The 12,153-nt window shown below is 64.1% G+C and carries 9 protein-coding genes; 4 read left to right on the top strand and 5 right to left on the bottom strand.

Annotated elements, in window-relative coordinates:
- Window positions 1–163: 163 nt before the first annotated feature.
- The 3 genes from ACK59X_RS25805 to ACK59X_RS25795 all read left to right on the top strand — a co-directional run bounded on the left by ACK59X_RS25805 (window position 164) and on the right by ACK59X_RS25795 (window position 3,252).
- A complete protein-coding gene (locus ACK59X_RS25805; protein WP_409961323.1) occupies window positions 164–922 on the top strand; it encodes a Crp/Fnr family transcriptional regulator in 759 nt (252 codons plus the stop codon).
- An 86-nt stretch (window positions 923–1,008) separates the two neighbouring features.
- Entirely contained in the window at window positions 1,009–2,433 is a 1,425-nt protein-coding gene (glmU, locus tag ACK59X_RS25800; RefSeq protein ID WP_409961322.1) for a bifunctional UDP-N-acetylglucosamine diphosphorylase/glucosamine-1-phosphate N-acetyltransferase GlmU, read from the top strand.
- A gap of 21 nt (window positions 2,434–2,454) precedes the next feature.
- Window positions 2,455–3,252: a sensor histidine kinase gene (locus ACK59X_RS25795; RefSeq protein ID WP_409961320.1), complete on the top strand. Its 798-nt coding sequence runs from the start codon at window positions 2,455–2,457 to the stop codon at window positions 3,250–3,252.
- Here the strand turns inward: ACK59X_RS25795 and ACK59X_RS25790 are convergent.
- Together ACK59X_RS25790 and ACK59X_RS25785 are read right to left on the bottom strand one after the other, a co-directional pair.
- Entirely contained in the window at window positions 3,241–4,308 is a 1,068-nt protein-coding gene (locus ACK59X_RS25790) for a diguanylate cyclase AdrA (RefSeq protein WP_409961318.1), read from the bottom strand. The genes ACK59X_RS25795 and ACK59X_RS25790 overlap by 12 nt on opposite strands.
- 142 nt (window positions 4,309–4,450) lie before the next feature.
- Entirely contained in the window at window positions 4,451–4,948 is a 498-nt protein-coding gene (locus ACK59X_RS25785; protein ID WP_409961316.1) for an Lrp/AsnC family transcriptional regulator, read from the bottom strand.
- Between the two features lie 131 nt (window positions 4,949–5,079).
- On the opposite strand from ACK59X_RS25785, the gene glmS reads away from it, so the two are divergent.
- Window positions 5,080–6,987, top strand: coding sequence for a glutamine--fructose-6-phosphate transaminase (isomerizing) (gene glmS, locus ACK59X_RS25780; protein WP_409961315.1), 1,908 nt, complete (start codon window positions 5,080–5,082; stop codon window positions 6,985–6,987).
- Window positions 6,988–7,348: 361 nt separating this feature from the next.
- On the opposite strand, the gene ACK59X_RS25775 is transcribed toward glmS, so the two are convergent.
- The 3 genes from ACK59X_RS25775 to ACK59X_RS25765 all read right to left on the bottom strand — a co-directional run.
- Window positions 7,349–10,474 carry an SIR2 family protein gene (locus ACK59X_RS25775; protein WP_409961313.1) on the bottom strand — a complete coding sequence of 1,042 codons (3,126 nt, stop codon included), beginning with the start codon at window positions 10,472–10,474 and terminating at the stop codon, window positions 7,349–7,351.
- Window positions 10,475–11,104: 630 nt separating this feature from the next.
- Entirely contained in the window at window positions 11,105–11,485 is a 381-nt protein-coding gene (locus tag ACK59X_RS25770; RefSeq protein WP_409961311.1) for a hypothetical protein, read from the bottom strand.
- Window positions 11,486–12,051: 566 nt separating this feature from the next.
- On the bottom strand, window positions 12,052–12,153 hold a 102-nt coding region (locus tag ACK59X_RS25765; protein ID WP_409960622.1), incomplete at its 5' end, for an IS3 family transposase.

The following is a 12,153-nucleotide window of genomic DNA, read 5'->3' as shown; positions in this document are numbered from 1 at the left end:
TGCGGCGCAATGTAGGGCTGCGCTGACATGCCCGCAATGTCAAAAGACATAGCGCCGAACGATGCGCTGAAAAGGCCTGACGCCCCATGGCGTGCCCCCAACACCGCCGGAAAATGCCGCCTGGGGGTGTTTCGGCATGTGGGCGTCCCTAGAATGGCGCACCATGAACGCCACCCTGCCGCCCAACGCGTGTCCGCCCCACTGCCGGGAATGCCGGCTGCGCAGGACGCGGGCGTTCACCCCCGTGGAGCCCGAGGTGCTGGATTTCATCGAGGGGTTCCGCACCTCCACCTTCTCGGTGCAGGCCGGCGGTGCCCTCTTGCACGAGAGCCAGGTCAACTCGCGCATGTTCACGCTCTACGCGGGCTGGGCATTCCGCTACAAGACCCTGAGCGATGGCCGCCGCCAGATCCTGAACTTCCTGCTCCCCGGCGACCTGGTGGGCCTGCAGCAGGAGTTCGGCGACCTCTCGGCATACGGTGTCGAGGCTGTGACCGACTGCGCGCTGTGCGTGTTCGAGAACGACAGCCTGTGGTCCGTGTTCCGCGAACAGCCGCGGCTGGGCTATGACATCACCTGGCTGGCGGCCCACGAAGAAGGCCATGTGGACGACAACCTGCTGACCGCTGGCCGGCGCAACGCCACCGAACGCGTGGCCATGCTGCTGATGCACCTGTACCGCCGGCTGGAGCGGATCGACCTGGTGGACGTGGACGGCTCCGTGGCCTTCCCGATCAACCAGCAGCACATCGCCGACGCGCTGGGCCTGTCTCTGGTGCACACCAACAAGACGCTCAGGCGCCTGTCGCAACTGGGCCTGCACGAGCTGGCCCATGGCCGGCTGCGCCTGCTCAATCCCCACGCGCTCGAACGCATCGCCGAGTACTACGACCGGCCGCCGCGCCTGCTGCCGTTGCTGTAGCGGGGCTGCGTGGGTGGGCGGGGCCGATAATCGGCACATCCGGCCCCGCGCGTTTCAGGGCGCAGGGCGCATCACACACCATTTCCATGACGCAACTCGACATCCTCATCATGGCGGCCGGCAAGGGCACGCGCATGAAAAGCCGCCTTCCCAAGGTCCTGCAGCGCCTGGGCGGACGCCCGCTGCTGCACCATGTGCTGGACCAGGCGGCGCATCTGCAGGCGCGCAGCGCCACCGTGATCACCGGCCATGGCGCCGCCGAGGTGGAGGCCGCTACGCGTAGCGCGCCTGCGGACGGTGTGGAACTCGCCTTCGTACGGCAGGAGCCGCAGCTGGGCACCGGCCACGCTGTGCAGCAGGCCGTGCCCCATCTGCGCGAGGACGGCACGGTGGTGGTGCTGTCGGGCGACGTGCCGCTGACCCAGGCCGACACCCTGCGTGCTCTGGTGGCGGCCGGTGGCGGCGAGCGGCTGGCCCTGCTTACCGTCACCCTGCCGGACCCGACGGGCTATGGCCGCATCGAGCGCAATGGCGCCGGTGACGTACAGGGCATCGTCGAGCACAAGGATGCGAGCGAGGCGCAGCGCGCCATCACCGAGGTCTACAGCGGCATCATGGCCGTGCCCGCGCGGCTGCTGGCCCCGTGGCTGGCCCGTTTGACCAACGACAACGCCCAGGGCGAGTACTACCTGACCGACATCGTCGCCATGGCCGTGGCCGACGGCGTGCCCGTGGTGGCCCACCGCATCAGCGATGCGCTGCAGGTGGCCGGCGTGAACAGCCCGCTGCAACTGGCCGAGCTGGAGCGCGCCCACCAGCAGCGCCAAGCCCGGGCCTTGCTGGAGCAGGGCGTGCGCCTGGCCGACCCGGCGCGCTTCGACCTGCGCGATGATGTGCGCACCGGCGTACGTGGCGAACTGGTCTGCGGCCAGGATGTGGAGATCGACGTCAATTGCGTCTTCACCGGCCGTGTGGAGATGGGCGAGGGCGTGCAGATCGGTGCCAACTGCTGCATCGCGAATGCGCGCCTTGCGGCGGGGGCCGTGGTGCACCCTTACACCCACATCGACGGCGAGAAGCTCGGCGCCAGCGTGGGCGAGGGCGCACTGATCGGCCCCTTCGCGCGCCTGCGCCCCGGTGCCCAGCTGGGCCGCGAGGTGCACATCGGCAACTTCGTCGAAGTGAAGAATTCCACCCTGGCCGACGGTGCCAAGGCCAACCACCTGGCCTATCTGGGCGATGCCACGGTGGGCGAGCGCGTGAACTATGGCGCGGGCGCCATCACCGCCAACTACGATGGCGCCAACAAGCACCGCACGGTGATCGAGGCCGACGTGCACATCGGCAGCAACTGCGTGCTGGTGGCGCCCGTCACCATCGGTGCCGGTGCCACGGTGGGTGGTGGCTCCACCATCACCAAGGACGTTCCCGCAGGCTCCCTGGGCGTGGCCCGCGGCAAGCAGGTGGCCATCGCCAACTGGGCGCGTCCGGTGAAGCCGCCCGGGGCATGAGCTGACGAGGAGGCCCGCGGCATGAGCGACGACGACACCCCGGGGACCGTGGAGGCCCTGCGCGCCGAGCTGGCGCGCAGCCGCCAGCAGGTGGCCGACATGGCGACCGCGCAGGAAGAAGTCCTCAGGGCCGTCTCGCACGACCTGCGGGCCCCGCTGCGCCATGTGACCTCGTACGGCACCCTGGTGCGCGAAGTGCTGGGCGACCTGCCTGCGGAGGTGGTGCAGGCGCCCGAGCTGCAGGAGGCACTGGGCTTTCTGGCCACCATGGACCAGTCGGCCCGGCGCATGGGGCTCATGATCGATGGCCTGCTGGCCATTGCGCGGGCCACGCGCGCACCGCTGCACTGTGGCACCGTGGCGCTGGCCGATGCGGTGACCCAGGCGCGCACGGACCTGGCCACCGCCGAGGCCGGGCGCGAGGTGCATTGGCATCTGGCGCCGGATCTGCCCACGCTCGACGCCGACGCCGGCCTGTTGCGCGAGCTGCTGGTGCAGGTGCTGGGCAATGCGCTCAAGTTCACGCGTGGCCAGGCGCAGGCGCACATCCACATCGGTGCCGAGCCATTGGACGGCGGCCGTGTGGCCGTGACCGTGCGCGACAACGGCACGGGCTTCGATGCGGCGCAGGCGGGATCGCTGTTCGGCGTGTTCCAGCGCCTGCACCGCGAGACCGAGTTCGAGGGCGTGGGCACCGGCCTGGCCCTGTGCCGACTGATCGCGCAGCGCCATGGCGCGCAGATCACCGCCGATGGCGCGCCGGGCGCCGGTTGCCAGGTGCGGCTGGAGTGGCCTGCCGCTGCGTCTTCAGGGGCTTGAGATGGCCATGGCAGGGTCGGTGGCCGTGTGCTGGCCATTGGCCACCCGGTTGCGGCCTGCATTCTTGGCCACATAGAGCGCGGTGTCGGCCGCATCCATCCATGCGCGCAGGCTGCCATGGCGCGGGTGGGCTGCCGCCACGCCGATGCTGGCGGTGATGCGCAGGGCCGGCATGTCGCGCAGGCGGATGGCCTCGGTCTGCGCGCGGATGCGCTCGGCCACGGCGGCGGCTTCTTCCACGCCCATGCCGGCCAGCAGGATCGCGAACTCGTCGCCCCCGTAGCGGCCTGCGCAGTCGGTGGCACGCACATTGCCACGCACCACATGGGCCACGGCGCGGATCACCTCGTCACCCAGGGTGTGCCCATGCTGGTCGTTGATCTGCTTGAAGCTGTCGATGTCCAGCATCAGCATGCAGGCTGGCTCATTGCCCGCATGGTGCTGGCGCAGCGCAGCTTCGGCCTTCTCCTGCCAGTGGCCGCGGCCGTACAGGCCGGTCAGCGTGTCCACGCGGCGCAGTTCGTCGAGCAGCATGTTCTGGTGCGATACCTTGCGGATGAGGCGGTAGCTGACCATGCTGACCGAAATGGTGTGCAGCGCCATCACCGGCAGGCAGGCCAGGATGGTGGGCATGGGGCTCTCGGGGGACCAGTGTATGCCGGTGAGCAGCGTTCCGACCGCACCGCCCGCAAGCATGGCCGGAATGGATCGGGCCCACAGCCCGCGGATGCCGGTGGTGATCTTGTCCACCATGGTCAGCGTGCACAGCAGCACGCTGGGCAGCAGGCTGAAGTGCATCAGTGGCACGAGAGCCGCGGCAAATGCCGAGTCGGCGAGCAGGTTGCGGATCTCGGCACGGTAGGGGTCGGCGCTGCGCCGCGACAGCTGGTAGGCCACATGGGGCCAGACGAAACACAGCATCACCATGCCCAGCCACTCCAGCGACGACGCCTGGCGCTGCCACAGCACGACGGACACCACCACGCCACCGAGGCCCATGCCGAGCACGCGCAGCGGGTACACGCGCCGGGGCATCTGTTGTTCGTAGGTGGCCATGGAAAAAAGGGTGCGCGCGGGCGAGGGGGCAGCGAGGAGGGGCAGGCGCTCAGAGCTTACCTTTACCCGGCGGTAGAGGCCAGCGGGAAATCGCCTGCCCTGCCGCCTTGCCGGCAAGAGGACTGCAGCGCTGAGGCCCGGCTCATGGCCCCTGCAGCGGGATGGCCGTGCTGAACTTGGCGCGCTTGGTGCTGAAGAATGCCTTCACGTTGCGCACATTGGCATCGCCCGTGAACAACTGCTGCGACAAGGCCAGGTAGCCCGGCATGTCGCGCGTGTGCGCCACCAGGATGAAGTCCGGGCCGGGCGACACACGCCAGCACTGCTGCACCGCAGGGTGCTCCACGGCCCGGGCCTCGAAGGCATCCAGCGATTGGGCATCCTGCCGGTCCAGCGACACCTCGACGATGCAGGCCAGGCCATGGCCCTGCACCGCTGCCAGGCGGTCGGGCTGCAGCAGGGCCACCTGCCGCTCGATCAGGCCCACCTCGTGCATGCGCTTGACGCGGCGCAGGCAGGTGGGCGGGGAGACATGCACCTGCTCGGCCAGGGCCTGGTTGCTCTGGCTGGCATCGGCCTGGAGCAGCGCTAGCAATTGCAGGTCCACCTGGTCCAGGGTAATTGATTCCGATTTTTTCATGATTTTGGAATTTTATTTCACCACCTGGATTTTATGAAATTTAAGTTCATTTTGATGTGAATATCAATCGCCAATTCCATGAATGCCTGCCTACCATTGCGCCACTCACCCAACAACCGGAGCAGCAATCCATGTGCGGCATCGTCGGCGCGGTCTCCACGCGCAACATCGTTCCCATCCTCGTGCAGGGCCTGCAGCGGCTCGAATACCGCGGCTATGACTCGTGCGGCGTGGCCGTGCATGCATCGAGCCTGGACGCCAGCCGCCCGGCCGGCCTGCAGCGTGCCCGCAGCACGGCCCGCGTGGCCGAACTGCTCGAACAGGTGCAGACCGACCATGTGGATGGCGCCACCGGCATCGCCCACACCCGCTGGGCCACGCATGGCGCCCCCGAAGTGCACAACGCCCACCCCCACTTCAGCCACGGCACCGGCGACGCGGCCGGCACGCCGGGCCGTGTGGCGCTGGTGCACAACGGCATCATCGAGAACCACGAGGAACTGCGCGCCGCCCTGCAGGCCCGCGGCTACGTGTTCACCAGCCAGACCGACACCGAGGTCATCGCTCACCTGGTGGAAAGCCACTACACCGGCGACCTGTTCGAGGCCGTGCAGGCCGCCGTGGCCCAACTGCATGGCGCTTACGCCATCGCCGTGATGCACAAGGACGAACCGCACCGCGTGGTGGGCGCGCGCGCCGGCTCGCCGCTGATCCTGGGCGTGGGCTCGGGCGCCGGCGGCTCGGTGGCGGGCGAGCATTTCCTGGCCAGCGATGCCATGGCCCTGGCCGGTGTGACCGACCAGATCGTCTACCTGGAGGAGGGCGACCTGGTCGACCTGCAACTGGGCCGCTACTGGATCGTGGGCAAAAGCCGCGAAGCGCTGACCCCCGCGCAGCGCCCGGTGCGCACCGTGCAGGCCCACAGCGGTGCGGCCGAGCTCGGCCCCTACCGCCACTACATGCAAAAGGAGATCTTCGAGCAGCCACGCGCCATTGCCGACACGCTCGAAGGCCTGGAGGGCATCGTGCCCGAACTCTTCGACGGCGCCGACGGCACGGCCGCCTGGCGCGTGTTCAAGGAGATCGACAGCGTCCTCATCCTGGCCTGCGGCACCAGCTACTACAGCGGCTGCGCCGCCAAGTACTGGCTCGAAGAGATCGCCGGCATCCCCACCCAGGTCGAAGTGGCCAGCGAATACCGCTACCGCACCAGCGTGCCCAACCCACGCAGCCTGGTGGTCACCATCACCCAGTCGGGCGAGACGGCCGACACCCTGGCCGCCCTGCGCCACGCGCAGAGCCTGGGCATGCAGCACACGCTGACCATCTGCAACGTGGCCACCAGCGCCATGGTGCGCGAGTGCAAGCTGGCCTACATCACGCGCGCCGGCGTGGAGATCGGCGTGGCCAGCACCAAGGCCTTCACCACGCAACTGGCCGGGCTGTTTTTGCTCACGCTGGCGCTCGCGCAGTCCAAGGGCCGCCTCACGCCCGAGCAGGAAGCCGCCCACCTCAGGGCCATGCGCCACCTGCCCGTGGCACTGCAGGCCGTGCTCGCGCTCGAACCCCAGGTCATCAGCTGGGCCGAGGACTTCGCGCGCATGGAGAACGCCCTGTTCCTGGGCCGGGGCCTGCACTACCCCATTGCGCTCGAAGGCGCGCTCAAGCTCAAGGAGATCAGCTACATCCACGCCGAGGCCTACCCGGCCGGCGAGCTCAAGCACGGCCCCCTGGCCCTGGTCACCAGTGCCATGCCCGTGGTCACCGTGGCGCCCAACGACACACTGCTGGAAAAGCTCAAGAGCAACATGCAGGAAGTGCGCGCCCGTGCCGGCGTGCTCTACGTGCTGGCCGATGCCGACACCCGCATCGAGAGCAGCGAAGGCATCCACGTGATCCGCATGCCCGAGCACTACGGCCCGCTGAGCCCGCTGCTGCACGTGGTGCCGCTGCAGCTCCTGGCCTACCACACGGCCTGCGCGCGCGGCACCGACGTGGACAAGCCACGCAACCTGGCCAAGAGCGTCACTGTGGAGTGAGGGCGTGTGGTGGCTGCAGCGGTATCCTTAATTGCCAAAAGTTATGGTCATTTTGCGGCTTTAAAACGCATAGTAGACAATTATTTTAGAGTCATGGTCATTTTTTGACAAATATATATTCCTGCGCAATCACGTTTTCTGGAGGGACTGGGGCTCCGGCAGCACCGGCAGCTGTGGGCGTAATGCGCTCTATTGATTGCGGAGCCGATTGCACGAAACCGGACGCTCGAAGACTGAAATGCGACCGACGTTACGGCCCCCCCTCGCACGCGCGTGCGTGAACTAGCTTGGGGGGCGTAACGAGCCTGCCGGCATCGCGCGCACCGCGTTGACCAGAGGTCGCGGGCGGCGAACATTCGAGTCACATGAACAAGCGGTAGTCATAGGACCGATCTGCATATCTGTCCAACAGTGCACCAACACGCGCGACGCGTCGCGAGGTTTCGATGGTTGCTGGAAGCTGCCCGTACATGTCAAAGCTATTGAAGTTCATCTTCGACAGCCCGAGAATTTCTTCAGCAAGCGTCATGAGCTCACTCGTTCCGGCATGACGGGTGAGCACCAGAGGTGCCGGAATGCGCCGCTTCCCTTGGTAATAGGTGCGCGAGGGGTTCAAAGCCGTGGATGCGCCATGTACCCACAGCAACGCCGTCGACTCATCGACCACTACCGTGGTTCCGCGATGGATGGGATAACCGTCGATCTCCAGTGATCCGGATCGGCTCACCTTGGAGGCCAGATATCGGAGCGTGTCGTCGACGTGAATCTGCAAGAGTTCGACGCAATCGACTCCCTCAAGCCCGGCCTGCAGGCCCTCCCGTTCCTCTTTGAGGAAAGGCGTCTGCTTGTGGACCACCACTCGTTTCGGGAGCCGGAGATTTGCTTCAAAAAACAATTCCCGAATCCCCTCGCCAAGACGCCGAGCGTCATCGAAGCCCATGAAGGGGTTCTTCCTTCGCATGATGGGGTTCTCGATCTTACTCAGACGGAACTGCAGGCCCAGCCCGTTAGGGCTGTACAGGTGGCTGCAACCAAGAACGATATTGCCGTCCTCGCCCGGTTTGTTGCGAAAGCTGTAGCCGATACCGACATAGGCTGAATCTCTGTCGAGGCCGTCAAGTGCCCACGGACTTCGCATCGCCTTCGCATAGGTCGCCAACGACAACCACCAGCGCACCCGGCACTGTTGCGGGTGAACCAGTGTGTCTTCCTCAAGAAACTGCGTCGATATCCCCTGCGGGATCGCGGACGCCTTCACAAAGTCGTGGAGGTCAAACTGTTCGCCGTCGACGTCGTACCCTCGCAAGGCACTCCATCGAGCTGGGATGTAGACGAAGATGACGCTTGGGTTCGAGGCGGCTTTCAACGAGGCCAGTGCCGCGGCGATTCGTGCACCGAGCTCACGGGCGCCTGAAGGCGTCCTCTCCGTTGGTTCGTCGAGACCGACGAATCCTTTACCCCCAGGCTGAGTGATCTCCAGGCCACACTTGAACGCTGTACTGAAGCCTGGAAACGGCAGCAGATAGTCGGCATCCGATCGCGTGGGGTCGGCAGACTCCTGGAGTTGGCCGAGATACTGACTGACGCGACGACCATCCTTTGCCGGTGCAATCAAGCCAATGCGTATATTGGGTGCCATGCCGGTTTCGGTGAGCAGCGCGTCGAAGGGCCTGTCGCGAAGCAGCCCTCGAATCGGATGTGTGTCGAAGGCAATGCCCCGCCCGGCTTTGGGCAGGAACGACAACCTGGGCTCACGGATCTGCAGACCGACCTGCGATGCTAGGCGCTCGTTGCGCTCGCTCAGCGCGAAAGACGCCTCACGCTCATCGGTGATCTTCGCGAAGATCGGACGCGAGGAGACGGAAAACTTGATGCCTTCCTCGACGTCCGGAAACCTCAGCGCGTTGTCGCGGTCTGGAAGCAGACGAGCGCGCCAGAACTCCAGCGCCTCATTGAACTTGTCGTTGTGTTGGTAACCAAGGACTTTGACCTTGATTGCGTTGGCAATTGTCCTCGGCGCTTGATCACCAGCCCTGTCGGTCACAAACAGGGTTGGCTTGAGCACAAGCACCAGCGAGCTGCGGACGGACTTGACTTGCAAGAGGACGGCCTTGTAAACAGTCCATTGTCGCAATTCGACGCGTTGCTCTGTGGTGTCCTCGGAATCCCAGATTAAGCCCTCATGGTTGCAGTTCAATCCTGCCTTGAGGGCCAACGCAAGGGCTGTCGCCCGCCGCATGAGGCTGTTGGCCGTCCCGTCTTCGTAGCGAAGATCCTCATCATTCAGTGGGACACGTCTAACCTCGCCCGAAATGTTTCTCGCAAACGCCGACTGGATCTGCTGTGGCGAGGCGATGGCATACACCTTGCCCCTGAACGGTGCAGCGAGGAAACCATGTTCCTCGCCTATTGCCTTGAGGTCGGACCACACAATGCCGCGCGCCGGCCACTGCACCAGATCAAACTCCAGCAACTCGCCCGGCGGCAGCATCGGAAAAGCGTTGCTCTTAATCAGCCCCGTGACAGGGAGGTTTGGCAGTTGAAATGCGGCGCGCAGGGTCGTGGGTGACTCCTTGAACTTGTCCAGCACCGAGTCCACCTGAGCGCGTGCCTCAGTTGGCGCCACATGCAGCGTAATGCGACGAACAACGTCATCAAAGGTTGCGTCTGGCACGACGAATCGCTGTGGGTCGGCCCCATCGGGCATCTGCAATAGCTTCTCAACATCGCCAGTCACCGGTGAAGCGCCGTACTGGGTCCAGAACAGTGGCAGCCGCTGCTGTGCTGGGTGGCGGTAGGCCTCCAAAAACGCAGCCATGACGCTAGCGTCCCGGCCGCTGTAACCGCACACCAGCACGGGCCGAGTTCGCAGTTGCTGGACAAGTGCCGCACGCAACTCGGCCTCCTGCTCACCCAACTCTCGTTGTGTGTTCTTCAGGGCGTCGTAGCGATAGTCCCCATGCATGGAAACACACTGGAGCTCATCGAGAGCAATAGGGCGGGAGATTCGCTCTTTCGAATCCTGCCCCACCTCTATGGCGGTAATACCGGCAGTCGCTACCGCCCGCGCCGCCAGACCGTCAAAATTTGTCGTCCAGACCGAGGCGACCAGCCGCAGCCTAACAAGCTCTGCCATGAGTTGATAGCCCAGTCCCGGCTTCGCCCGCTTGACCCACTCCTGGAAATACCGGCGACGGTCATCTCCGCGCGCATAGCAAGCCTCGATGTATGCCGAGTACTCGTCGGCAGCGCCATTTGCGGGGTATCGACGCTGGGCATCCAGCCAGCGCTGGATGCGCTGTCGAACCGAGGGGAGGGAAAGCTCATCGAATTGGCGCTCGAGCCCCGGGTTGTTCGTCAAAAATATGGAACGCTTCCACTCCCAGATGCACTGAGTCGCTGAAGGCATTCCCGAGCTCATGGAAGCGCCGGCCCCAAGGAAGACCAGCAAGGGCTGATCTTGCGACATTCCAATAGAGCGCACCATGGCGTCGAGCGACAGGGTATGTATCAATTCGAGCCCCCTCTGCAAGCAGATTTGTTTTGTGTCCTGATTAGTCAGCTGTATGCCGACATGCCCAGTGCAGCCTAGCCTGGACTTAGCCCGGTTGCTTAAATGCGTGCTGGGATGCGCTAAAAGAAATTGCCGGCTTAACTGGATCGCCGATAAGACTCCGTTAGTCACCAACCACTGTTGCATAGAGGAAGTCTAGCCGCTTGAACCTGTTCTCTGTGTCACCGAATAAGGTGCCTCAGCGCAGTTGAGCAGATGCTCAACCTCGGTGACCTGGGAATCTTTACACCAGACCATTCCCAGCTCACACCGTTCCAACCATCCAACTGAATCGCCCCGACTGTGTGAAGCGACTGATACTCGCACCTTGGCCCGCTTCAAGCCCGAGCGCGATTCACAAGGATTATGTGGACAAGTTCCGCAACGGGATTAAGTCGCTTCCGGTGTCCGTATTTGAAGCGACTGATTCCTCATTTGACTTCAACAAATAAAGTTCGTCGGATGAAAAGAAGGGCCGTCGGGCATTTCCTGCATTGTGGAAATCAGCAGGGCTCCTGCTGCCCTCATGGCATGAGGTCAGCGGTCCAAACGGCTCGAGCGAAGTTATTGCACTGAAGGCAGCAAGCAGGAGCCTTCATAGGGCCAAGCACCAGTGGTGATCGCGGCCCAGATGGCGTCACTCACATCCTCCGAGACCTGAACCAGGCCTCGGGCTGCGTTTAGCACCATGAGAGACCTCAGCAGTTGGTCTTCCTCAGGTGGATTGCACAGGTAGTAGCTCCGTCCAGACTCCGTTTTGACTATTGCCTTGGGCAGGTCTATGGCTTGCAGCAGGGATGTGAGACGCAGTGACCCCGAATCAAGCTGGGCGGCAATGTGCAGGGTTCCATTGCCCCGCCGCAGGATGCGCCAGTGGTGCAGTTGAACCTCGGGCTGCGAAAGGACATCCGGCGCCGGACGTTCGTTGACAAGGTGAAGCTCCATGATGAACCTCGTTCGTCTAGAGACAAGCAGGATAGCAAAGTCACTGCGTGCACCCAAGATGTCCCTCGAAAGCCTTGATTGGGCAGCGTTGGTCGCATTTCAACAGGTAGGACCTGCACCCCGCGCTCTGTCTTGCCTATGAATTAGGCATTCCGTCAGGAACCGCGCTGGTGCAGGCTCTGCAGGACATACCACGGGGATATCCACAGGTTCATCCACGGCCTAAGTGGACATTCTTCTGTGGGAGCGTGCAAGGGCTGAACCAAAGCAAGGAACGAACACCGAGGCCTTGATTCCTTACTGCCCTTGAAGGCCCGGCTCATTGGGGGTATGTTGCTCCCATTGCAAGGAGCGACCATGTCAATCGACCGTTCCATCTATAGCGGAATCCCCGCCGACTTCCCGATAGCCGCGATCCGTTCTGCTCTCACTGGCGCGCATCCAAAGATGAGCTTGATCGAAGAGGATGGGAAGTTCTACGCCCCCGGTACTTCACCCTCCGAGGTCGCTACCGCCTTTGAGGTCTGTGACCTTGCCCCTGTTTCGTGTAGTTCTTAACCCACGATTCACGCGGCCTTTTTGCGCTGTGCCTCGTACCAGCGTTGTTCGTACTGCATCGGGCTGAGGTAGCCCAGCGAGGAATGCAGCCTGCGGTGATTGTAGAAGGC

It is taken from the genome of Acidovorax sp., from assembly GCF_046339755.1.
In the GTDB taxonomy this organism is placed as follows: domain Bacteria; phylum Pseudomonadota; class Gammaproteobacteria; order Burkholderiales; family Burkholderiaceae_C; genus Acidovorax.
The sequence above is the reverse complement of the archived record's forward strand: the minus strand, read 5'-3'. Positions and strand labels throughout refer to the sequence as shown.

What these genes read in the sequence shown, in the direction of transcription:
- ACK59X_RS25805 (WP_409961323.1), top strand. Translation starts at nt 164, where the DNA reads ATGAACGCCACCCTGCCGCCCAACGCGTGTCCGCCCCACTGCCGGGAA.
- glmU (WP_409961322.1), top strand. Translation starts at nt 1,009, where the DNA reads ATGACGCAACTCGACATCCTCATCATGGCGGCCGGCAAGGGCACGCGC.
- ACK59X_RS25795 (WP_409961320.1), top strand. Translation starts at nt 2,455, where the DNA reads ATGAGCGACGACGACACCCCGGGGACCGTGGAGGCCCTGCGCGCCGAG.
- ACK59X_RS25790 (WP_409961318.1), bottom strand. Translation starts at nt 4,308, where the DNA reads ATGGCCACCTACGAACAACAGATGCCCCGGCGCGTGTACCCGCTGCGC.
- ACK59X_RS25785 (WP_409961316.1), bottom strand. Translation starts at nt 4,948, where the DNA reads ATGAAAAAATCGGAATCAATTACCCTGGACCAGGTGGACCTGCAATTG.
- glmS (WP_409961315.1), top strand. Translation starts at nt 5,080, where the DNA reads ATGTGCGGCATCGTCGGCGCGGTCTCCACGCGCAACATCGTTCCCATC.
- ACK59X_RS25775 (WP_409961313.1), bottom strand. Translation starts at nt 10,474, where the DNA reads ATGGTGCGCTCTATTGGAATGTCGCAAGATCAGCCCTTGCTGGTCTTC.
- ACK59X_RS25770 (WP_409961311.1), bottom strand. Translation starts at nt 11,485, where the DNA reads ATGGAGCTTCACCTTGTCAACGAACGTCCGGCGCCGGATGTCCTTTCG.